Genomic DNA, 20,887 nt, shown 5'->3' with positions numbered 1-20,887 from the left:
CATGCCTTGCGAGAAGCTTCTCATGTGGTCGGCACGCACCTTGCGCTCCAAACAACTAGCAACGAAGGGTCTTCACAAAAACGATTTAAAGACAACCACCTTTTTAAGAGCCATACAAAAAGAGTACCGATCCTCCCTTAAGAGGCGGTACTCTTTTTACATGGGCCAAATTGCTGTAATTTTTATTGGAAGCAAAAAATCCGGGACTATAGACCATGTTTCACTTTTAAAATTAATGGGAAATATATCAGCAATTCATAACCTCAGGAGGCTATAAAAATGAAACAGATTTGTTCAAAAAAAGTTAAAGTTACAGCAAAATATACCGTAAATAAAGCACTTGAAATTATGCAATCTGCTAAATCTATTAACAGTCAGCTTTTTTTGTCCAAAAACGGCCATACCGTTCACGCATCAGGACTTTCCCAGCTCGTATCATTTTTCCTTACTTTAAAAGAAGGCGATTCTTTTCTGTATATCGTTGAAGGAGCAGATGCTGAATCAGCTCTGAATGTCATTACTAAAGATACAGCTTTTTAATCAATTATACTTTTTTATAATCCAATCCTTGCCTTCATCTTCTTTTTGAATACAAGGGGTAATCCCACAATAACAAAAAGCAAGGTTGTTCCGATCCAGATGACTTCCTTGCTTTGAGATGTCATAGAAGTACCAAGATAGGTATATGCTATCGTTCCGGGAATTATTCCGATTGCTGTTGCAATTGCGTAATCTTTAAATTTCACTTTAGTAATCGAAGTTAAATAGCTTACAAGATCATAATTTAATACAGGAAGCAGCCTCAGCAGCAGTACATAACGAAACCCTTCTCTCTCAATATTGCTGCGTATTTTATTATACCTTTCATTTTTCCATTGGTTACTTTTCTTAAATCGGCCTAACCGGTTAACAGCATAATAAGTGACTAGCCCTCCTCCAAGCGAGCCGAGATATGTATACAAACAACCCCAGTAGAAACCAAAAGAAAGACCGCTTGTTATTGCAAATATAGACGATGGAAATAATACAAATGGCCTTACCGTATAGAGCAATATAAAAAGAAATGGTGCCAGCAGCCCCCATTGCATGATCCAATTTCTAAATTCTTCAGGACTAAATCCTTTATAATTTTTTTGCAGCCACAAAACTAATAAGACTAGAATAGCCGCACTTATCATGATGAATAGCCACTTTTTTGTGATTTTCATAATTCCTCCATGAAAAATCTAATTTAGTAAGCATTTTTCCTTCTTCTGCACATATCCATACATATGTGTGATGGCAAAGGAGGTTATATTGTGATTGTAAAAGCAACAGCACCCATTTTTGCAGACCGTGCTGCGAAACTTGTAGAGCTTACAGGCAGTTTTCAAGAATCTATTTATATAAAAAAAGGAGACCGCACAGCTGATGGAAAGAGTTTCTTAGGCATTATTGCTCTCTCCATCTATCCAGACGATCCGATTGAAATTATTTGTGATCCGCCCAGTACTCACCTAAAAGAGAAGATTCTCTCATCAGGGCTTTTTGCTTCCTGTAAAGCGTAATATTAAATTCAGCAATTTCTATTATATAATCTTCCCACTTTATTGGCTATTTTTTTCCTATAAGCAAAAAAAGCCGGGAAATAATCCGGCTTTATATTTCTTTTAGTTGCTTGTCTATCTGATTCACTCTTTCTTGCAAATGTGCTTTTGTTTCATTGAGCATTAATTTATAGATTTCGAGAATCATATTGCTGTAATTTGTACCTGGAACTGCCCACTTTCCGTTTAATTGATTCCATGCCTTTGCGCTACCTCTTTGAACAAGATCGAATCTCGGGTCAACCAAAGGATAGTGCGGAGGTAAAGGTTCTGTGGAACTATATGCATATAGATGCTGTATATGTGCCAATACACCTTCTTCTGGTGTTTTAAACGTTGTTCCTTCTGTCTTCCCGGTTGCGCCAATTCCTGCAAAATTATTTTGAGATGCTTTTACACTGCCCTGAAAGCGGAAATATCCAGTTTCATGAACAGCTTGTGCATATGCCGTGTCTCCTCTGATCCCGTATACTTGTCCGATCTGAACATATAATGCGGCTAATTCTGGCGCATTCGGATTTACTTTACGAACAAATCTTTCTATTTCATCGGCAGAAAGCAATGTTGTTCCTTGTATTGTTAGGCCAGCTGGAGGTACTGGTTTTGTAGGTTCTGGTTTTGGAGGTTCTGGAGCTGGTCCTTGCCCATTATCTTCTCCTTTTACTATTACATAGGCATCCTTTATTCCTAAAGCGCGTATCTTCATGACGTGAGCTTCAGCATTGTCTCTTATTTGAAAAGCTCCAGCTTGTACTCTGTAATATTTTTTATTGCTTATTGTCTCTTCGTCAATAAATGCTGGAATCTTCTTATCTGCTAAAAACCGAACTCTTGCTTCAGCATTTTCTTTTTGTTCAAAGGCGCCAGCAATCACGGTAAAAAGATCTTTCGTTTCCTGCTGTTTTTGTTTTAATGAAAGCCCCGCAGCAGCCCCTGATGCAATGGCAGCAGACACTTCATTTTGGAAATCCTGTCTGTTTAATAGAGCTAGGTTCGCAGCGTTATCAATAAACAAAACCTCCAGCAGCACAGCTGGCATCTTTGTTTCACGCAGCACATGAAAATTCGCCTGCTTCTGTCCTCTGTTTCTAGCTCCGTATTTATTCATTACTGCTGCTGTACGAGCATGTATTGCATCTTGTATTTTTTTTGTTTCAGCTCCGACGTTTATATATACATAACTTTCGAAACCTTCCCCGCCACCGCTGTTTTGGTGAATCGATAAATAGAAATCAGCCTTTTGCTTGTTAGCAAAATCTGTTCTATCATCTAATGAAAAAGTTGCATCTGAGCTGCGGGTCATCAATACTTTCACTTCATAGTTATTCTGCAGATAAGACTGAATTTTCTTAGCGATTGCCAGGTTATATGTTTTTTCAAAACTGTTCTTATTTACAGCGCCCGGATCATTCCCACCATGGCCCGGATCAATAATAATGACTTTCAAAGTGTCACCTTCTTTTAATCCATATTCAAACGCTTTCGTTGCGCTTACTTCTATTAAAAACAAAAAGAAGGTATACTAAAAGAGCCATATGACTATTTTCATCAAAAATGGATATTTGACTAAGGTGGGTAACGGAATGGAAGCTGCTTTATTTGGAAGTGTTTTATCTGCATTAGCAACCGGCTTTGGTGCATTACCTGTTCTTTTCTGGTCTCAGGTGACACACCGGTTCCGCGATATACTGCTTGCTCTTACCGCAGGTATCATGGTCGCTGCATCAACTTTTAGTTTAATACCTCAAGCGCTCGAACTATCAAACTTAATTGTGCTTACAATCGGTATTACTCTTGGCACATTGACACTGATGATCCTAGAAAGATTCGTCCCGCATGTAGACTTAGATCATACTAGAATCCTTAAAGGCATTGATGCGAAAGCAGCTTTAGTTATTGCTGCCATTACGCTTCATAACCTTCCTGAAGGATTATCAGTAGGTGTAAGCTACGCGAGTGATGATGCAGGTCTCGGGGGATTGATCGCATTTGCGATTGGTTTGCAGAATGCTCCTGAAGGTTTGCTTGTTGCACTCTTTTTAATACATCAAAAGATGAACAGACTTAAAGCATTTTTCATAGCCACTTTAACCGGAGCTGTTGAGATCGTTACGGCTATGATTGGCTATGCTTTAACTTCATACGTTGAAAATCTTGTGCCGTATGGGCTCTCTTTTGCTGCTGGTGCGATGCTGTTTATTGTTTATAAAGAGCTTATTCCTGAAAGCCATGGTGACGGACACGCACGCTCAGCAACATTATCCTTTATTGCGGGACTTTTAATCATGATATATTTAACACAGATTTTTGGCTGATGTTAAGAAGCTGGCTCAGAATTTTGAGCCAGCTTCTTTCAATCTGTGTATTCGATATCCACGATGTCCATCACTTTTAAAAGATGCATCGTGTCCATTTTATTCATCACGCGCAATTCTTTTTTTATTTCATCCACATAATGAACATGGCCGGTGAGCTCGGCTATCCTTCCCTTTTGATAATACTTGAATTTCAGTTCCCGGTTCTCCTCCATCGCCACACAGATGATTTCATTAAATTCTTCATATCTTTGTTCATCAAGCTCTGGTTTTCTTCCATAATCCAGACCATCCTGATGTTCTCTTAACATTTTCACGTGCTCTGGAAGCATCATAGCAGTCCATTTTATCGTTCCTCTGTCACGAATCACCGTTTCTCCCTCCCTATGCCTTATGTCCGCCTAAGAGACGGCTTCTGTATAGAGCAGTCCCTCCTTTTGTATAAGAAACAGCCCGTAAGAGAGAATTTGAACCATATTTTTGCCTGATCTCGTCCATAACATAGCCGATTTGTCTTTTTTTTGGATGGTCTAAAGAAAAGAGAGTGAGCTGTGTTTCCGTATCCTCACACACGTTTGACAAAGCAATCGATATTTTGCGTACAGTCTGCCCCTGATAAAAGGTGCGAAACAATTCCAGACAAACTTGATAAAGCTCCATCGTAATATTAGACGGCTGCTCGATCGTCTTAGAGCGATAAAAGCCTCCGCCTCCTTCATCTTTGCTGTACCCTACTCCAAAGCTTATCGTCCTCCCTGCTCTCCCTGCTCTTCTTGCACGTCTTGCCACCTCTTCGCACATCTCTAAAATGACATGTTTGATCTCGGTAATATCTATATAGTCTCTGAGCAAAATCTGGCTTTTCCCATAGCTGATCTGTCCCTGCATGATGGGAGCACCGATTTCGGATAAATCGATCCCCCATGCATGATAGTAAAGCTGATTCCCCATGATGCCGAATTTTTTCTCTAAAAGTTCGAGTGGATAATGCGCCAGGTCACCCACTGTCACAATTCCCATCCTGTTTAAAGTCCGCTCCACTCTTGACCCGATTCCCCACATTTTGCTTAAAGGAGATAGAGGCCAGAGTTTCGTTTCAACATCTTCATACCCCCACTCGGCAACACCTTTTTTCTTCGCTTCAAGATCTAAACAAAGCTTTGACATCAGCATGTTCGGTCCAATTCCGATCGCACACGGCAATCCGAATTCCCTCCAGATATCCCGGCGGATCTTTTCAGCTAATTCCTGAGGACTTCCCCATAACTTTTCCGTTCCGTCTGCTTGAATAAAACTTTCATCCACACTGTATGTGTGAATGGATTCAGGCGGGACATAACGGTGCAGCAGCTTTGTAATTTCCATTGACCTCTCGAGAAAAAAGGACATTTGGGCATTTACTACAATGATGTCTTTATTTTTAGGAATTTCAAACAAGCGGTTTCCAGTGCGGATGCCGAAATCTGCCTTCAATCGCGGAGAGGCAGCAAGAACGACACTTCCCTGCCGTTCTGTATCTCCCACCACTGCTAAGTAACATGTGAGCGGGTTTAACCCTAAGCGAACAGCAGCACAGCTGGCGTAAAAGCTTTTCATATCCATACACAAAATGGTACGCTCTGGCATATCTTCATAGTTCATTTGTCACAAGCCCCCTTATCACAATACGAACATTTGTTCTTTATATGTATACCCATTTTAACCGAATATATGTTCTTATAACAATGGTAATTTTTTCAGCATTTTTTGCAGATTGACGATTTGGGCTCATAAGTCTAGGATTTATATAGGAAAGGCAGGTGAAAAAATGAATCGCTCATTGCTTCGCAAAATGATTTTACGGGCATTAAAGGATTATTTATGGGAGGAAGAGGATTGCATGCTGACCGAACAGGAATGGAGTCAGCTGGAAATGAAAATAATGAAGCAAATCAAAGAGGAAGATCAGGAAGAAGCGATGTACGCTATAATTCAGGACGTTATTTATGACTATTTTACAAATAAATAACAGGTTCTGCTCCAGAAAACAGAACCTGCCTGTATGTTGAGGAATTCCGGACAATAATCCATAGGATGTGGACCTTAATCTACGAGTTTTGGATGTCAATCCAGAAATTTCGGGTCTCAATCCACGAGTTTTGAACCTCAATAATCCAGAAATTTCAGGCTTCACTCCACGATATTTGGCTTTGAATCCACAAATCTTAGTTCCGAACCTGAAACCAAATACCATTATCTCTTTTAGTTTACATAACATTATTACGGTATCCTACTTTTGCCGGAATGACTTTCCCCCGAGTTTTTCCACTAATCGCGGCATAACTTGATAAGCTGTACTGCCAATATTCATCCACCATGGCAGATTAATCTCACGTACAGGACGCTGCATAGCCTTTAAGATCTTTTGTGAAACGTGAGAAGGCTGAAGCATAAACTTTTGAATATTTTTTACATAGTTGCCCGATTTGTCAGCAAGCGTGAAAAAATCGGTAGCGATCGGGCCTGGATTAACTGTTGTTATATGAACTCCTTTATGCGCTACTTCAAGACGCAGTCCGTTGGAGAAGCCAAGAACTGCATGTTTTGTTGCTGCATACACACTTGATTTTGGTGTTGAAATCTTTCCAGCTTGTGATGCGATATTGATGATGTGCCCGCTGCCTCTCTGGAGCATATGCGGCAGGACCGCACGAGTACATGCCATCAAGCCTAAAACATTTGTAGAGAACATCCCCTCAATATTCTTCCAGGGAGCATCTGCAAATTCCTCAAAGACTCCAAAGCCAGCATTATTAACTAAAATATGTACGTTTTTTTGATCAATTAAAACTCGGGTAAAAACTTTCTCAACGCTATCAGGGTCAGAAACATCCAATGTATAGAAAGGGGCTTTAATTCCAGTTTCTTTAATAATTGTATCCTGAACGATTTTCAACTGGTCTTCCCTTCTTGCGAACAATACTGGCAAAGCCCCCTTTTTCGCAGCATCCAGCGCAAGGTGTGCTCCGAGTCCGCCTGAAGCTCCTGTAATCGCAACCACTTTATTTTTTAGTGTACTCATCGAACTGCTCCTGTCTGTCTAAAATAAAATAGCCCTTCTTCTTCTGCTTTTATAATTCTTCCCTCTTCTTGAAGAAGGTCAAGATGGCCTGATACTTCAGATACGACTAAACCAAGCTGCTTTTCGTACAGCTTTGGAAAAAGACGGACACACAATTCAAATACAGTTAATGGCTCATCATTTAACAGCTTTTCAATGGCTTTTGCACGCTCGTTCTGATCGTGCAGTCTTTTACGTATTAATTCATGTGCATTTTCAAAAGGCTCGCCATGCCCAGGATAAACCGTTTGAAGATTTAACGTTAATAGATTTTGAAGTGTCTCACGGTACTGAAGCAAAGTTTTTGGCCGGTCTTTTTCATGAAGTGCCGGCGGTTCAAGGAGTGCATTTGATGAAATATGCGGCAAAAGAACATCTCCGCCAATAAAAACACCTTGCACCTCATTGTAAAGAGATAAATGATCAGGAGCATGTCCCGGCGTTTTTAAGAAAACAAAACCTTCATGTCCAGGAACACTTTCCCCAGGCAATGGTGTCAGATCAGGCATGAAAGGAGTAATAAACTCACGGTATTTTTTCAGTTTCAATAGTTCCAGCCTTCCTAATGAATCTGGCACACCAAAAGAACGATAAAGGTCTATATAGAATGAATCAGCCCATTTCAAAAAATCGCTGTCGCCGCTGACATAAGGAACAGCTTCTTTGAGCGTCAGCGTATCCACACCTGCCTGCTGAATTTCTTTAGAGAGGCCAGCATGATCAGGATGATAATGTGTGCATATGTATTGATCCAAATCTTTAAATGAGAGTCTGTTTTCTTTTAAAGAAGATAAAAGGACCTCTCTTGCTTCATCGGTCCTTGGACCAGAATCGATAAGAGTAACCGCATCACCTATAAGGAGGCAGCAATTGACAGGACCCACATCAAATGGTGTAGGCAGGGTAATCGGAATAATAGTTGCAGCTTTTGTCATGATTTCCTCCAAATAATTACTTGTTGACATACATATAGAAATCATAGCATAATGTTTTTTAAAATATAAAAGATTTGGATAATATAATTTGCGTTGAAAGGGATCAGTAAGTATTCTCCCCCGATCAGAGAGTGGAATCCGAAGGCTGCAAGATTTCACCGGAAAAGGAAATGCTGAACCTGCCCTCAGAGCACCTGGAGAAATCCAGCGCAGTCCTGCGATACAGGCGTTTCGAGCGGGCAAGAACTTTTGCCAATAAAGGTGGTACCACGGATCACTCCCATCCGTCCTTTTAACAGGACTAGGGAGTTTTTTTATACTCAAATTTGAGGGAGGGATCTGTCGTGAAAAAAGAAAAAATCACATTTATTGGTGCAGGTGCTATGGCTGAAGCGATTATGGAAGGGCTTATTAAAACAAATAAATGGCAAGCAAATCTTATCACGATTAAAAACAGCAGCAATTCTGAGAGGCTTAAAGAGCTTCAGACAAAATACGGTGTAATCCCTGCTCCAACTATAAAGGAAGCAGTATCAGATGCTGAAATTATCATTTTAGCTGTTAAGCCGAAGGATGCTTCGCAAGCTGTCAAAAGTCTTGAACCTTTTATACAGAAAGAACAGCTCATTATTTCTGTTATGGCAGGAATATCAACAGGAACCATTACAGAATGGACGAATAATGAAAATCCTGTACTCCGGGCCATGCCTAATACATCAGCATCAATCGGATATTCTGCAACCGCTCTTTCCAAAGGTATATTTGCTTCAGATGTTCACGTACAAAAAGCTGTTGAGCTTTTTGAAACGATCGGAACCGTAACACTTGTGCCAGAAGATAAGCTTCATATCGTTACTGGCCTATCTGGCAGCGGTCCCGCTTATATTTATTATATTGCGGAAGCGATGCAAAAAGCGGCTGAGGAATTAAGCCTGTCCCATGAAGAGGCCAAAACATTAATTTCTCAAACACTCCTCGGCGCTTCTCTTATGCTAAAGAACACATCAGAATCTCCAATAGAACTCCGAAAAAAAGTAACAAGCCCTGGCGGAACAACTGAAGCGGGTATAGGAAAGCTGGATCAATACCAAGTACACGATGCTTTCTTAGCTTGTATTAAGAAAGCAGTAAGACGATCTGAAGAATTAGGTAATATTAAATAAATCTAACGGTCAGTTTCTTGAAAGGCTATTGTTTTAAATACACCATTAGGAGTCAGTGTAATGGTTATAATAACTCCTTTTTCAGAGGAACCTTTTTTGAGCCACAGCTTAAACTTTTCGACAATATCTTCGTTTTGAGCTAAATTTCGACCCATATATAAATAATCAACGATATCGTAATCCGGATAGCGTTTTCCGGTTTCAAAAACAGCCAGTCTTCCCCATTTTGCATAGGCTGGCTCCTGCATGCCAGGATATGCCGCGTGTACAGCGGGTGTAATATACGAAGATATCAGAATCCCGGCTAACAGCAGCGGAAATAATTTAAGAAAAATTTTCATTTCAATCAGCTCCTTTTGTTTATTTTATTCAAAATCCCTTATTTTTCTGCGAAAATTGCCGATTAGAAAAAATTGACAAGCCCAGTCCCTCACTCTTATCATTTAAAGAAGAGCTAGATTTAGGGAGGGATTTATGTGGTAGAAACGGAAATTTCCCAAAGATACCTTGAATTGCGCATTCAGTTTGAAAAGTTCACGAAACGATCTCTTACAGAAAAAGAGCTGGTTTTTATCCGCTGGCTTACTGAAAAAGGTGCCAACGTTGAAGAACATAAAAGAGAAGAAACAAAAAAACGGTCAAAACGCCGAAAATAACCATCCCCCCTCCTTGCGACAGGAGGGGTTTATTTTATTTCCCTTGCCAATTATTTTCGCCTATACTATCTATAACTAAAATGAACTGTCGAGGAAGGTGCTCATTTAAATGACTTATATTTTTGCCCATAGAGGTTCAAGCAAAGATTGTCCTGAGAATACGATGGCAGCATTTAAAAAAGCTTTTGAAGACGGCGCAGATGGCATCGAGCTCGATGTACAGCTCTCAAAAGACGGTGTTCCTGTTATTATTCATGATGAAAAACTCGATCGGACTACCAATACAAAAGGCAATGTTGCAGATTTTACATATGAAGAACTTACGAAGATTGATGCGGGAAGCTGGCTTTCAAAGAAGTTTGGCAGTGAACATGTTCCATCACTGCAAATGTTTTTAGAATGGATCGCACCCTTGCCCATGCTTCTTAATATAGAGTTGAAAAATAACGTGATAGAATACAGCGGTCTTGAAGAAAAGACATTGCAGCTCCTGCACCAATATGGAATGGAGAAACGGACGGTCATTTCATCGTTTAATCATTACAGCCTGGTGAAAATCAGGAAGATGAACCCGTACATAGAAACAGCACCGCTTTATTCTTCAGGTATTTTTGAACCTTGGGAGTATGTTAGAGCAGTATGTTCACAATCCGCTCATCCAAATTACAAGTCACTTCATCCATACATTTTGGAGGGATTTAAACGACATAATATACCGATACGTCCTTATACGGTAAACAGCCAAAAGTGGATGGCATACCTGTTTGAATGGGGGATCGAAGCGATTATTACCGATTATCCAATAATCGCAAGAAATGTAAGGAATGGTGATGGACCAGCTCCAAAAGGCAGATTTCTTCAAAAATGGTGGTAATTCGTTTTACAATGAATGAAACTAAAGTTTCTTTTTAGCAGATAAAGGAGATGTTTATTATTCAACCGTTATTATTTGAACCCTATTCGATCCGGGGTGTCACTTTAAAAAACCGTATTGTTATGTCACCTATGTGCATGTATTCATGCTACGAACAAGATGGAATGGTAACACCATGGCATATGACTCATTACACGTCCAGAGCAGTTGGACAGACCGGTCTAATCATGACTGAAGCAGCAGCTGTAAGTCCTCAAGGGAGAATCAGTCCAGAAGACCTCGGTATCTGGGATGACAGTCATATTGAAGGGCTGTCTTCTCTTGTAAAGTCTATTCACGAAAATGGCTCTAAAGCTGCCATTCAAATTGCGCATGCTGGCCGTAAAGCAATGATTGACGGACCGATTATCGCACCTTCAGCTATTGCGTTTTCGGATAAAATGAAAACTCCGGAAGAAATGACTCTGGAGCAAATTGAAGAAACTGTAAATCAATTTAGAGCTGCAGCAAAAAGAGCTAAGACTGCAGGATTTGATGTCATAGAGATCCACGGAGCTCACGGATATTTGATTAACGAATTCCTGTCTCCGTTATCTAATAGAAGGACAGATTCTTATGGCGGGAATCAGCAAAAAAGATACCGTTTCCTGCAGGAAATCATTGCTGCGATGAGACTTGAATGGGACGGACCGCTATTTGTAAGGATTTCAGCAAATGACTATCATCCTGAAGGAAACTCTCCAGAAGACTTTGTAACCTATGCTTCCTGGATGAAAGAGGATGGAATCGATTTGATCGACTGCAGCTCCGGCGCAGTTGTTCCAGCCAAAATTAATGTATACCCAGGCTATCAAGTACCTTTTGCAGAAAAGATTAGGAACTCTGCGGATATCGCTACAGCTGCTGTTGGATTAATTACAACAGGACGCCAAGCAGAAGAGATTCTGCGAAACCAGAGAGCAGACTTAATCTTTATCGGCCGTGAGTTTTTAAGAGATCCTTATTGGCCACGATCAGCAGCCGTAGATCTAGGAATCGACATCCAGAGCCCGAAACAGTATGAGCGCGGCTGGTAAATGAGTGTAAGAAGATAAGAAAACTGGCATCCACACCGAGTTAGCAGGGTGAGATGCCAGTTTTTATGTGTGAGAAGACCAGAATTTCATTAATCCCACGTTAATTTAAATCATCCCACGAAAGGCAAACAAAATTCCACGAAAAAATCACTAAAAAACCACGAGTCGACAAATCTCAATATGCTGCAGCATCAAACTCTTCAACTTTCAGCCGCTCCATCTAATCTTTAACCATTTATAAAACAAAACACATACTAGCAGCCACGTTCCGCCTGCAAGATAACCTCCAAACACATCGGTTGGATAGTGTACACCTAAATAAACACGGCTGAAGCCCACCATAAAAATAAATAAGCCCGTAATGATATAAATTATTTTTTTATAGGGTTGCAGAAATGAATAATTTTGAACAAGCAAGTATGATAGCATTCCAAAAAAAGCAATAGAGATCATCGCATGGCCGCTCGGGAAGCTATAGCCTGTTATTTCAATTACACGGTCAAATTCGGGTCTGATCCTCTCAAACGATATCTTAAACCAATGGTTTCCGTATCTCACCCCGATCAAACATATCGACAAAACTAGCGGCTCTCTCCATTTCCTTTCAGCTAATAGCCAAATTACTGAAAAGAAAATCAAGACTCCATATTGGTACGGCCGAGAAGCTGCATCAGTAATAAATATAAAGAATGAGTTTAATCGTGACTGATGCAAGTCCGATACATTCTTCATCGACCACACATCCACGGCTTCTATAAATGGCTTGTGATACAGATAGGGGAACATCATAAAGAAAACCATAAAAACTGTAATTAAAATGAATGTTCTTTTCACGCTGCTATTAAAGGTCATTAAAATTTCCAGCTCCTATTTATTTTTTCCCCTTTTTATTATTCCTTCACCATGTTTTCTTTCGATAGATGATAGAACGTCATGCAGTAAAGCTTCTTTTTCATTTTTTTCAACTGAGAATAGATCGAGCTGATAAGTAGCATTCTCTCTTTCCACAACCTCTGTTGCAGTTATTCCTAATAGTCTTACCGGTTCTCTGTTCCAGTGCTGCTTAAACAAATGTAAGGCAGTTTTTGAAATTTCATGCTGATCTTGAGTTGCATTTAGAAGCATCTTACTGCGTGTAATTGTTTTCCTGTCACTGTATCTAATTGTGATGGCAATAGTTAATGCTACATATCCTTTTGTCTTTAGACGCGTCATTACTTTTTCGGCGAGTCTTTTAAAAACCGGTTCTGCTTCACCTGTGCTTATAATATCCTCACTTAATGTTGTGGAACTTCCGATTGAACGATAATCACTTGCAGAACTTGGATCGACGGGCCGCGGATCAATGCCGTTGGCTCTTTCCTTCATTTTAAGTCCATTGATGCCAAAACGCTGTTTAAGTTCATAATCTGCCGCTTCGGCTAAGTCTTTAACAGTAATAATTCCGTACTTATTTAGTTTTTCTTCTGTTTTCTTTCCGATGCCATGCAGATCTCCTACTTGTAACGGCCATAGTTTTTTAGCAAGATCTCTTTTTCTTAGAACGGTGATACCTAGCGGCTTTTTCATATCGGAAGCCATTTTAGCCAGAAATTTATTAGGTCCGATACCAATCGAGCAAGGTAGATTCAACTCATTCAAAAGCCTGTTCTGAATTTCTTCAGCTGCCTCTAACGGCTTTGTGCAATCAGTCACATCCATATAGCCTTCATCAATTGAAACAGGTTCAACCCATTCTGTATATTCTTGCAGAAGCTGAAACATTCTCGACGAATAACTTTTATACGTTTCAAAGTCAGGCGGAACAACAATCAGGTTTGGACATAGCTTTCTAGCCTGCCAAAGCGGCATTGTCGTCTTGACTCCTTTTTCTCTTGCTTCATAGCTGCAGGTTACGATAATCCCTTTACGTTCCTCCACATTACCTGCCACAGCAAGCGGTTTTCCACGCAGATCTGGGTTTTCTGCCATTTCAACAGATGCATAGAAGCTGTTCATGTCTACATGAAAAATGATTCTTCTCTTTGGCGTAGGGGATTGATACAACATGAAAACTCCTTTTTTCGAAACTATGTTTATTAGTATATGTTAGCGAATGAGCTTTAAAAACAAAAGAAAAAGACAAGGTATCTACCTTGCCTCATGCAATCTTTTTCCAGTATCCTCAACCCAATCAACAAATTCTTCGCCATGAAAATGCTTATTTAAATCCTTATGTAATTGAATAAGATCCCGATAAAACTCTCGTTTGTCTCCATCTTCGAGCCACTTTTGCAGGAAACCATATATTTGGCAGTTGAAGCTTGTTGATTCTTTATGTTTTTCAACACCTTTTTCAGTTAAATAAACATAAGAGATACGGCGGTCATCATTCTTTTTCTCTAGTGTGACGAGACCTTTGTCTTTTAACCGTTTAATCACCTGCATTACAGTAGAAACATCCCATAATCCATAATAGGCGATCTTAGAGATTGTAATATCCTCTTCAAGAGAAACAATCCATAAAATATGCTGTTCTGCTTGTGTTAATCCGATTGCTTTTGCGGATTTCTGCCAGTCCTCTTCCAGGACTTTATACACACCACGCATATAATTAACCATTATATGCATTTCCGATAACTGACTCATCCCATTTCCTCCCCCGAAATAAGATTTTAAATAATTACCAATATTTTCTTTTACATGATAAAAACATCTTACATAATGCTTAAATAGACTGTCAACTTTAAAAGATCAATTTGTTAATTTTTATGACAAAAACAGGCATCCTGACCTATATATAAACAAAAACTTGGCGAAAATTCGCCAAGTTTCGTCATTTCATTTAATTTTCAGAAGCAACTTCAATTACTGCAAGTACCATTTCTGCAGTTTTTGTCAGTTCTTCAAGAGGCATTCTTTCATTTGTTGTATGAATTTCCTCATAACCAACAGCAAGGTTTACGGTCGGGATCCCGTGACCGGCGATTATGTTGGCATCACTTCCGCCGCCGCTATGAAGAAGTCTATGCGGGCGTCCTATTTTCTCAGCTGCTTTTTTAGCAATTTCAACAACATGGTCTCCATCACTAAACTTAAATCCAGGGTACATCACTTCAACCTTAACTTCAGCACGTCCGCCCAATTCAGCAGCAGCAGATTCATAGGCTTCTCTCATCTTTTGAGTTTGTGCTTCCATCTTTTCATGAATCAAAGAGCGCGCTTCTGCTAAAACAAATACAGTGTCGCAAACGATATTTGTTTGTTCACCGTGACCTCCGCCATGGAAGTGCCCGATGTTTGCTGTTGTTTCTTCATCAATTCTGCCAAGGGGCATGCGTGAAATCGCTTTTGCAGCAATTGTTATAGCTGAGACACCTTTTTCAGGCGCAACACCAGCATGTGCAGATTTACCGTAGATCGTTGCTCGTACTTTTGCCTGTGTAGGAGCGGCTACAATAATATCGCCAACAGGTCCGTCACTATCTAGCGCAAACCCGTATTTTGCTGTAATTTTGGAAGCGTCCATTGCTTTTGCCCCTACTAAGCCGGATTCCTCACCAACTGTGATGATGAACTGAATATCGCCATGAGAGATATTTTTTTCTTTTAGAACTTTAATCGCTTCAAACATAGCAGCCAGACCCGCTTTATCATCTGCGCCAAGGATTGTTGTACCGTCTGTTACAACATAGCCGTCTTTGATAGAAGGCTTGATCCCTTTACCTGGAGTTACCGTATCCATATGAGAAGTGAAATAAATTGTATCCACTCCCTCTTTGTTGCCTTTTAACGTACAGATCAAATTTCCAGCTGCATGATCTGTTTTAGATTCAGCATCATCTTCATATACTTCAACTCCAAGCTCTTCAAACTTTTTCTTAAGTACGATTGAAATTTCTTTTTCATATCTTGTTTCAGAATCAATTTGAACAAGCTCTAAAAACTCGTTTAATAAACGATCCGCGTTTACCATATGTATTCCCTCGTTTCTTATAGTGGTATATTTCCATGCTTTTTGTAAGGTCTGTCTTCTTTCTTGTTGCGCAGCATGTCCAACGCCTGAATACACTTGATTCTTGTTTCTCTTGGATCAATTACATCATCAACCATCCCATTTGCAGCTGCAATATAAGGATTAGCAAACTTCGTGCGGTACTCTTCAATTTTTGCTGCTCTCGTTTTCTCAGGGTCTTCACTGTTTTCTATTTCTCTAGCGAAGATAATATTGGCAGCTCCCTGAGGTCCCATTACTGCAATCTCAGCGTTCGGCCAAGCGAAAACCAAATCTGCACCGATAGATTTACTATTGAGTGCAACATATGCTCCGCCATATGCTTTACGAAGAATAATCGTGATCTTCGGAACAGTAGCTTCCGAATACGCGTATAAAATTTTTGCTCCGTGCCTTATAATTCCACCGTGTTCTTGTTTAACTCCAGGGAAAAATCCGGTCACATCTTCAAATGTGATGATCGGAATGTTGAATGAATCACATAACCGTATAAAACGTGATGCTTTATCAGATGAATCAATATCAAGTCCTCCAGCCATGACTTTTGGCTGATTACATACTAATCCTATCACTTCACCCTTGATTCTTGCAAAACCTACAACTATATTTTTTGCGAATTGAGCATGCACTTCCATAAACGAATCTTTATCCACAACTTCATTTATGACCGTTCTGACATCATAAGGTCTTGTTGAATCAAAAGGAATGATTTCAGTAAGTTCAGGACGGTAATCTTTTTCATCGCCCCAAGGCAATACAGGCGTCTTCTCTTTATTATTCTGCGGAAGATATGAAATTAATCTTCTAACATCTTCTAGTACTTCAGCTTCAGATGGTGCAGTAAAGTGCGCGTTCCCGCTTTTAGATCCATGGACTTCAGCGCCGCCTAAATCCTCAGAAGAGATTTTCTCTCCTGTTACCGTTTCAATTACCTTTGGGCCGGTGATAAACATCTGACTTGTCTTTTCAACCATGAAAACAAAATCGGTAATCGCTGGTGAATATACTGCGCCCCCTGCACAAGGCCCCATAATAACAGAAATCTGCGGAATTACTCCTGAGTAGATGCTGTTTCTATAAAAGATATGCCCATAGCCATCAAGTGACATAACACCTTCCTGAATTCGTGCACCGCCCGAATCATTAAGCCCTATAAAAGGAGTTCCGTTCTTAGCGGCAAGGTCCATCACGGCGGCTATTTTTTTTGCATGCATCTCACCTAGCGCACCGCCAAACACGGTGAAATCCTGTGCGAATAAGTAAACAGGACGGCCATGTATTTTTCCATAGCCTGTTACAACCCCTTCGCCTGGTGCTTTCATACCGGAAAGCCCGAAGTCATGAGTGCGGTGTTCCATAAAAGGGTTAAGTTCAACAAAAGTATCTTCATCCAATAAAATATCGATCCGTTCACGTGCTGTCAGTTTTCCCCGCTCATGCTGCTTATCAATGCGGTCATCTCCCCCGCCTAGTTCAATCTCAGTCTTCTTATCGTAAAGTTCATTTATCTTTTCATAGATGTCCATTTTTAAGCTTCCTCCTTTTTACTCTTTTCACAAAGTTCGAACAGCACTTTATGGGAAGAAGAAGGATGCATAAATGCAACTTGAGCCCCTCCTGCACCAATAACAGGAGCTTCATTAATCATTTTGATGCCATTAGATTTCATTTCCTCTATACGGCTCTGAATATTTGAAACTCCTAAAGCGACATGATGTACTCCCTGACCCCGCTTCTCAATGAATTGAGCGATCGGGCTGTCATCAGACATTGCTTCTAATAATTCAAGCCGTGTTTCCCCAATTTTAATAAAAGCCACCTTTACTCTTTGTGAAGGAACCTCTTCGATCGCTTCAAGAGTAAGTCCTAGTTGGTTAACATAAAAAGGCAGTGTTTCGTCTAGTGAAGATACAGCAATGCCAATATGATCGATTCTTTCAGGCGGTGTTGCGGAAACTTTAGAAGTAGATATCCCATCGCGGTCAAAAACCGTTTTCTCAATAAATTTAGCCGTTTCTATAGTCGGTGTTCCAGGGGTAAATACTTTTTTAATTCCCTTTGACTCTAAGAAAGGAATGTCTTCCCATGGAATGACACCTCCGCCCACGACAATGATATCATCTGCTCCTCTCTCTTGAAGAAGACGCATCACTTCTGGAAAGAGTTCGTTATGTGCACCAGAAAGACAAGACAACCCAATAGCATCCACATCTTCCTGTATAGCTGCAGACGCAATCTGTTCTGGTGTTTGTCTTAAGCCTGTATAGATAACTTCCATTCCGTAATCTCTAAGTGCCTGAGATATTACGAGGGCACCTCGATCGTGACCATCCAGTCCTGGTTTCGCAATTAATACACGGATTGTTTTTTTCATCTCTCTCCACTCCTTCTATTTCTTAGACGCCGGTATATTCTCCAAATTCCTCACGAAGGACACTGCATATTTCTCCCACAGTACAATAGGATTTAACACACTCTAAAATGACAGGCATTAAGTTGTCTTGACCTTTTGCGGCCGATCGCAGCATCTCCAACTGAGCGCTCACTCGGTCCTGGTCTCTATCAGACTTTAATGCTTTAAGTTTTTCTTTCTGTTTTTCACCTAATTCAGGATCTACCCTTAAAAGCTCTGGCTGAGGCTCATTATCAATCGTGAATTTGTTCATGCCAACGATAATTTCCTGGCCATTTTCAATTTTCTTCTGGGTTTCATAGGAAGTGTGGTGAATCTCACGCTGCATATATCCTTGTTCAACAGCTGAAACTGCTCCGCCCATCTGCTCAATCTTATTCAGATACTCGTTTGCTTTGCTTTCCAGTTCATCTGTAAGACTTTCCACATAATACGAACCAGCAAGAGGATCTACCGTATCTGCCACACCTGTTTCATGTGCTAGAATCTGCTGTGTCCGAAGAGCTATTCTTGCTGATTCTTCTGTTGGAAGGGCAAGCGCCTCATCTCTTGAATTTGTATGCAGACTTTGCGTTCCACCAAGTACGGCAGACAATGCTTGTGTCGTAACTCTGACAATATTATTATCGGGCTGCTGAGCTGTTAGAGTGGAGCCGCCTGTTTGTGTATGAAACCGAAGCTGCCATGATTTCGGATTTTTTGCTCCATAACGTTCTTTCATTAATTTTGCCCACATTCTTCGTGCTGCTCTGAATTTAGCAGCTTCTTCAAAAAATTGATTATGAGCATTAAAGAAAAATGCTAAACGCGGTGCAAAGTCATCAATCTTTAGACCAGCTTCCAGTGCTGCATCGACATATGCAAGACCATTAGCGATCGTAAATGCCAGCTCCTGAGCCGCATTGGCTCCTGCTTCTCGTATATGATAGCCAGATATGCTGATCGTGTTCCATTTTGGTACATGTGACTGACAATAGGCAAAAATATCAGTAATTAAGCGCATTGACGGCTTTGGCGGAAAAATGTAAGTCCCGCGGGCAATATACTCTTTTAAAATGTCATTTTGAATGGTTCCAGATAGCTTATCTGCCTCTACACCTTGCTTTTGGGCAACTGCTATATACATAGCGAGCAGTACTGACGCAGGCGCGTTGATCGTCATGGAAGTACTGACTTTATCAAGCGGTATATCTTTTAATAGAGCTTCCATATCCTCCAATGAGTCGATAGCCACTCCTACTTTACCTACTTCACCGCGTGCCATCGGATGATCTGAGTCATAGCCGATCTGGGTCGGCAGATCAAAAGCAACAGAAAGACCTGTCTGACCTTGCTCTAATAAATAGCGAAATCGTTTATTCGTCTCTTCTGCGGAACCGAATCCTGCATATTGTCTCATCGTCCAAAAACGAGCCCGATACATTGTAGATTGAGATCCGCGTGTATATGGATATTCTCCAGGGAGCCCTAAAGTATCAAAAGGATAGTTTTCTTCCTCAGCACCATAAAGGCGTTTAATTTCAATATCAGATGATGTATGAAACCGTTCTTTTCGTTCGGGAAATCTATTCGTTGACTGCTCAGTTTTTTCTTGCCAGTTCTTTAAACGCTGTTGTTTATCCATTAGAGGCCTCCTGTTAACAAAGAAAAATATTCTCAACATAATATCTTTCGTTTTGAAAGCGCTTTTTCCTGCTTGAATCCGCAAATTTTCGACGAAAATTGCAAGGTCTGTTTATAGAATTCTTGTTTCTCATTTGCAAAAACGATACAATTAAATAGGAAAAGCTATGGGAGGGAATCTGTTGTGTCTCAAAAAATGATGAAAACGATTGTATATATTATGATTATTTCTCTTGTATTAAGCAGTCTGCTTACTGGAGTAGCATTGTTCTTATAATCAGGATGTTTTCTCTAAACACTGTTGCTCTTGGAAGGGTTGATTTCCGCTCCAGGATGCTCGCTTTCCGCGGGTGTGGGGTGAGCCTCCCGGTATGTAAGCATATGAGGTCTCACATAATAGGAAGCATGTGTGCTCCTGCGTCTTCTAGAAATCCTATCGAAGCGGGCTTCCTCGTCGCATGCCTAGCGAGAAGAGTACTCAAGTAGTAGGCACGCACCTTGCGCTCCAATCAACTAATCAAAGAAGAGAAATGAAAAAAATCTTATAAAGCAACAAAGTTTTAGAGAAAAGCCTTACATAAAATTAAAACCCCAGTCAGCTGACTGGGGTTTGTTCGTTTATTCCGAGCGTTCTTTCATATATTCTTGAAAGCTCTTATCGGTTGAAATGACTTTAATCTTAGTGCCTATTTTAATTTTGCTATAAATTTTTTGTACGTCTTTTTCATACATCCTGATACAGCCCGCTGTTACGAACCTTCCAATGGAGGAAGGGTTATTGTTTCCGTGAATCCCAAAAGTACGTCCGTCGGTGTTATTTGCATCAAACCCAATCCATCGTGTTCCGAGCGGATTGGATTTGTCCCCTCCTGGAATATCTTTTTTGCGATAATAAGGATCTACAGCCTTTACTGTGATTGTAAATTGTCCCTCTGGTGTTAATTCACTCGATTTACCTGTCGCCACTTTATAGACTTCTGTTACTTTTCCTTCTTCTATAAAAGCCAATCTGTTGCTGGTTTTGTTAACAATTACATATGGGTCACCGAGGTCTTCGGCATTTCCTAATGGCCACATAGGTGATAAAAACAAAAGAAAAACAATTTTGAAGTTTATCATGGCATCCACCCTGTCTTTTTTACTTAGTATTTG

General features: G+C 40.3%; 24 protein-coding genes and 1 other annotated feature. Of the genes, 9 read left to right on the top strand and 15 right to left on the bottom strand.

Annotated elements, in window-relative coordinates:
- Nucleotides 1–279 precede the first annotated feature (279 nt).
- Entirely contained in the window at nucleotides 280–540 is a 261-nt protein-coding gene (locus ACFW35_RS07860; RefSeq protein ID WP_077363874.1) for an HPr family phosphocarrier protein, read from the top strand.
- A gap of 14 nt (nucleotides 541–554) precedes the next feature.
- Here the strand turns inward: ACFW35_RS07860 and ACFW35_RS07855 are convergent, their stop codons facing one another.
- Nucleotides 555–1,208, bottom strand: coding sequence for a TVP38/TMEM64 family protein (locus ACFW35_RS07855; RefSeq protein ID WP_379844900.1), 654 nt, complete (start codon nucleotides 1,206–1,208; stop codon nucleotides 555–557).
- 90 nt (nucleotides 1,209–1,298) lie between these two features.
- Between ACFW35_RS07855 and ACFW35_RS07850 the strand changes: the two genes are divergently transcribed.
- A complete protein-coding gene (locus tag ACFW35_RS07850) occupies nucleotides 1,299–1,547 on the top strand; it encodes an HPr family phosphocarrier protein (RefSeq protein WP_379844898.1) in 249 nt (82 codons plus the stop codon).
- Nucleotides 1,548–1,638: 91 nt separating this feature from the next.
- Here ACFW35_RS07850 and ACFW35_RS07845 read toward each other — a convergent pair whose 3' ends face one another.
- Entirely contained in the window at nucleotides 1,639–3,033 is a 1,395-nt protein-coding gene (locus tag ACFW35_RS07845; RefSeq protein WP_379844897.1) for an N-acetylmuramoyl-L-alanine amidase, read from the bottom strand.
- 136 nt (nucleotides 3,034–3,169) lie between these two features.
- Between ACFW35_RS07845 and ACFW35_RS07840 the strand changes: the two genes are divergently transcribed.
- Complete coding sequence (locus tag ACFW35_RS07840) at nucleotides 3,170–3,901, top strand: ZIP family metal transporter (protein WP_379844895.1); 732 nt, start codon at nucleotides 3,170–3,172, stop codon at nucleotides 3,899–3,901.
- 38 nt (nucleotides 3,902–3,939) lie between these two features.
- Here the strand turns inward: ACFW35_RS07840 and ACFW35_RS07835 are convergent, their stop codons facing one another.
- Nucleotides 3,940–4,272 (bottom strand): YolD-like family protein, encoded by a 333-nt coding sequence (locus ACFW35_RS07835; RefSeq protein WP_379844894.1) that lies wholly within the window; start codon nucleotides 4,270–4,272, stop codon nucleotides 3,940–3,942.
- A gap of 13 nt (nucleotides 4,273–4,285) precedes the next feature.
- Complete coding sequence (locus ACFW35_RS07830; protein ID WP_379844892.1) at nucleotides 4,286–5,542, bottom strand: DNA polymerase thumb domain-containing protein; 1,257 nt, start codon at nucleotides 5,540–5,542, stop codon at nucleotides 4,286–4,288.
- Between the two features lie 166 nt (nucleotides 5,543–5,708).
- Here ACFW35_RS07830 and ACFW35_RS07825 point away from each other — a divergent pair, with 166 nt between their 5' ends.
- On the top strand, nucleotides 5,709–5,909 hold the full coding sequence (locus ACFW35_RS07825; protein WP_379844891.1) for a YqzH family protein: 201 nt from the start codon (nucleotides 5,709–5,711) through the stop codon (nucleotides 5,907–5,909).
- Nucleotides 5,910–6,170: 261 nt separating this feature from the next.
- Here the strand turns inward: ACFW35_RS07825 and ACFW35_RS07820 are convergent, their stop codons facing one another.
- Both ACFW35_RS07820 and ACFW35_RS07815 read right to left on the bottom strand, forming a co-directional pair.
- Nucleotides 6,171–6,962 (bottom strand): SDR family NAD(P)-dependent oxidoreductase, encoded by a 792-nt coding sequence (locus ACFW35_RS07820; protein ID WP_379844889.1) that lies wholly within the window; start codon nucleotides 6,960–6,962, stop codon nucleotides 6,171–6,173.
- Nucleotides 6,959–7,936: an MBL fold metallo-hydrolase gene (locus tag ACFW35_RS07815; protein WP_379844888.1), complete on the bottom strand. Its 978-nt coding sequence runs from the start codon at nucleotides 7,934–7,936 to the stop codon at nucleotides 6,959–6,961. Before ACFW35_RS07815 ends, ACFW35_RS07820 begins: the two co-directional genes overlap by 4 nt.
- 84 nt (nucleotides 7,937–8,020) lie before the next feature.
- Nucleotides 8,021–8,231: a binding site (T-box leader), on the top strand.
- Nucleotides 8,232–8,280: 49 nt separating this feature from the next.
- On the opposite strand from ACFW35_RS07815, the gene proC reads away from it, so the two are divergent.
- A complete protein-coding gene (gene proC, locus ACFW35_RS07810) occupies nucleotides 8,281–9,099 on the top strand; it encodes a pyrroline-5-carboxylate reductase (protein ID WP_379844886.1) in 819 nt (272 codons plus the stop codon).
- A gap of 2 nt (nucleotides 9,100–9,101) precedes the next feature.
- Here the strand turns inward: proC and ACFW35_RS07805 are convergent, their stop codons facing one another.
- Entirely contained in the window at nucleotides 9,102–9,440 is a 339-nt protein-coding gene (locus ACFW35_RS07805) for a DUF3889 domain-containing protein (RefSeq protein ID WP_379834604.1), read from the bottom strand.
- A 135-nt stretch (nucleotides 9,441–9,575) separates the two neighbouring features.
- Between ACFW35_RS07805 and ACFW35_RS07800 the strand changes: the two genes are divergently transcribed.
- The 3 genes from ACFW35_RS07800 to namA all read left to right on the top strand — a co-directional run bounded on the left by ACFW35_RS07800 (nucleotide 9,576) and on the right by namA (nucleotide 11,705).
- Nucleotides 9,576–9,755 carry a hypothetical protein gene (locus ACFW35_RS07800; RefSeq protein ID WP_379834606.1) on the top strand — a complete coding sequence of 60 codons (180 nt, stop codon included), beginning with the start codon at nucleotides 9,576–9,578 and terminating at the stop codon, nucleotides 9,753–9,755.
- Between the two features lie 109 nt (nucleotides 9,756–9,864).
- The gene (locus ACFW35_RS07795; protein WP_379844885.1) at nucleotides 9,865–10,629 is read left to right on the top strand and encodes a glycerophosphodiester phosphodiesterase; all 765 of its coding nucleotides are present in this window, start codon (nucleotides 9,865–9,867) and stop codon (nucleotides 10,627–10,629) included.
- Between the two features lie 50 nt (nucleotides 10,630–10,679).
- Nucleotides 10,680–11,705 (top strand): NADPH dehydrogenase NamA, encoded by a 1,026-nt coding sequence (gene namA, locus ACFW35_RS07790; RefSeq protein WP_379844883.1) that lies wholly within the window; start codon nucleotides 10,680–10,682, stop codon nucleotides 11,703–11,705.
- Nucleotides 11,706–11,912: 207 nt separating this feature from the next.
- Here namA and ACFW35_RS07785 read toward each other — a convergent pair whose 3' ends face one another.
- From ACFW35_RS07785 to ACFW35_RS07755, 7 genes are all read right to left on the bottom strand, one after another.
- Complete coding sequence (locus ACFW35_RS07785; RefSeq protein WP_379844882.1) at nucleotides 11,913–12,437, bottom strand: phosphatase PAP2 family protein; 525 nt, start codon at nucleotides 12,435–12,437, stop codon at nucleotides 11,913–11,915.
- Nucleotides 12,438–12,572: 135 nt separating this feature from the next.
- A complete protein-coding gene (locus ACFW35_RS07780; protein ID WP_379844880.1) occupies nucleotides 12,573–13,754 on the bottom strand; it encodes a DNA polymerase IV in 1,182 nt (393 codons plus the stop codon).
- An 81-nt stretch (nucleotides 13,755–13,835) separates the two neighbouring features.
- A complete protein-coding gene (locus ACFW35_RS07775) occupies nucleotides 13,836–14,333 on the bottom strand; it encodes a MarR family transcriptional regulator (RefSeq protein ID WP_379844878.1) in 498 nt (165 codons plus the stop codon).
- Nucleotides 14,334–14,529: 196 nt separating this feature from the next.
- On the bottom strand, nucleotides 14,530–15,660 hold the full coding sequence (locus tag ACFW35_RS07770) for a M20/M25/M40 family metallo-hydrolase (protein ID WP_379844876.1): 1,131 nt from the start codon (nucleotides 15,658–15,660) through the stop codon (nucleotides 14,530–14,532).
- Nucleotides 15,661–15,677: 17 nt separating this feature from the next.
- Nucleotides 15,678–17,225 carry an acyl-CoA carboxylase subunit beta gene (locus ACFW35_RS07765; RefSeq protein WP_379844875.1) on the bottom strand — a complete coding sequence of 516 codons (1,548 nt, stop codon included), beginning with the start codon at nucleotides 17,223–17,225 and terminating at the stop codon, nucleotides 15,678–15,680.
- A 2-nt stretch (nucleotides 17,226–17,227) separates the two neighbouring features.
- Nucleotides 17,228–18,073 carry a methylmalonyl-CoA epimerase gene (gene mce, locus ACFW35_RS07760; RefSeq protein ID WP_379844873.1) on the bottom strand — a complete coding sequence of 282 codons (846 nt, stop codon included), beginning with the start codon at nucleotides 18,071–18,073 and terminating at the stop codon, nucleotides 17,228–17,230.
- A gap of 22 nt (nucleotides 18,074–18,095) precedes the next feature.
- Nucleotides 18,096–19,736 carry an acyl-CoA mutase large subunit family protein gene (locus tag ACFW35_RS07755; RefSeq protein ID WP_379844872.1) on the bottom strand — a complete coding sequence of 547 codons (1,641 nt, stop codon included), beginning with the start codon at nucleotides 19,734–19,736 and terminating at the stop codon, nucleotides 18,096–18,098.
- Nucleotides 19,737–19,919: 183 nt separating this feature from the next.
- On the opposite strand from ACFW35_RS07755, the gene prli42 reads away from it, so the two are divergent.
- Entirely contained in the window at nucleotides 19,920–20,012 is a 93-nt protein-coding gene (gene prli42, locus ACFW35_RS07750; protein WP_251320750.1) for a stressosome-associated protein Prli42, read from the top strand.
- A 341-nt stretch (nucleotides 20,013–20,353) separates the two neighbouring features.
- Here prli42 and ACFW35_RS07745 read toward each other — a convergent pair whose 3' ends face one another.
- Complete coding sequence (locus ACFW35_RS07745) at nucleotides 20,354–20,854, bottom strand: L,D-transpeptidase (protein ID WP_379834623.1); 501 nt, start codon at nucleotides 20,852–20,854, stop codon at nucleotides 20,354–20,356.
- Between the last annotated feature and the right edge of the window lie 33 nt (nucleotides 20,855–20,887).

It is taken from the genome of Fictibacillus sp. NPDC058756 (genome assembly GCF_042746035.1).
In the GTDB taxonomy this organism is placed as follows: Bacteria; Bacillota; Bacilli; order Bacillales; family Fictibacillaceae; genus Fictibacillus.
This window is presented reverse-complemented; position numbering and strand designations above follow the sequence as displayed.

What these genes read in the sequence shown, in the direction of transcription:
- ACFW35_RS07820 (WP_379844889.1), bottom strand. Translation starts at nt 6,962, where the DNA reads ATGAGTACACTAAAAAATAAAGTGGTTGCGATTACAGGAGCTTCAGGC.
- ACFW35_RS07860 (WP_077363874.1), top strand. Translation starts at nt 280, where the DNA reads ATGAAACAGATTTGTTCAAAAAAAGTTAAAGTTACAGCAAAATATACC.
- ACFW35_RS07815 (WP_379844888.1), bottom strand. Translation starts at nt 7,936, where the DNA reads ATGACAAAAGCTGCAACTATTATTCCGATTACCCTGCCTACACCATTT.
- ACFW35_RS07780 (WP_379844880.1), bottom strand. Translation starts at nt 13,754, where the DNA reads ATGTTGTATCAATCCCCTACGCCAAAGAGAAGAATCATTTTTCATGTA.
- ACFW35_RS07825 (WP_379844891.1), top strand. Translation starts at nt 5,709, where the DNA reads ATGAATCGCTCATTGCTTCGCAAAATGATTTTACGGGCATTAAAGGAT.
- ACFW35_RS07855 (WP_379844900.1), bottom strand. Translation starts at nt 1,208, where the DNA reads ATGAAAATCACAAAAAAGTGGCTATTCATCATGATAAGTGCGGCTATT.
- ACFW35_RS07775 (WP_379844878.1), bottom strand. Translation starts at nt 14,333, where the DNA reads ATGAGTCAGTTATCGGAAATGCATATAATGGTTAATTATATGCGTGGT.
- ACFW35_RS07795 (WP_379844885.1), top strand. Translation starts at nt 9,865, where the DNA reads ATGACTTATATTTTTGCCCATAGAGGTTCAAGCAAAGATTGTCCTGAG.
- ACFW35_RS07755 (WP_379844872.1), bottom strand. Translation starts at nt 19,736, where the DNA reads ATGGATAAACAACAGCGTTTAAAGAACTGGCAAGAAAAAACTGAGCAG.
- ACFW35_RS07745 (WP_379834623.1), bottom strand. Translation starts at nt 20,854, where the DNA reads ATGATAAACTTCAAAATTGTTTTTCTTTTGTTTTTATCACCTATGTGG.
- ACFW35_RS07785 (WP_379844882.1), bottom strand. Translation starts at nt 12,437, where the DNA reads ATGAAGAATGTATCGGACTTGCATCAGTCACGATTAAACTCATTCTTT.
- ACFW35_RS07805 (WP_379834604.1), bottom strand. Translation starts at nt 9,440, where the DNA reads ATGAAAATTTTTCTTAAATTATTTCCGCTGCTGTTAGCCGGGATTCTG.
- mce (WP_379844873.1), bottom strand. Translation starts at nt 18,073, where the DNA reads ATGAAAAAAACAATCCGTGTATTAATTGCGAAACCAGGACTGGATGGT.
- ACFW35_RS07770 (WP_379844876.1), bottom strand. Translation starts at nt 15,660, where the DNA reads ATGGTAAACGCGGATCGTTTATTAAACGAGTTTTTAGAGCTTGTTCAA.
- namA (WP_379844883.1), top strand. Translation starts at nt 10,680, where the DNA reads ATGTTTATTATTCAACCGTTATTATTTGAACCCTATTCGATCCGGGGT.
- ACFW35_RS07840 (WP_379844895.1), top strand. Translation starts at nt 3,170, where the DNA reads ATGGAAGCTGCTTTATTTGGAAGTGTTTTATCTGCATTAGCAACCGGC.
- ACFW35_RS07830 (WP_379844892.1), bottom strand. Translation starts at nt 5,542, where the DNA reads ATGAACTATGAAGATATGCCAGAGCGTACCATTTTGTGTATGGATATG.
- ACFW35_RS07765 (WP_379844875.1), bottom strand. Translation starts at nt 17,225, where the DNA reads ATGGACATCTATGAAAAGATAAATGAACTTTACGATAAGAAGACTGAG.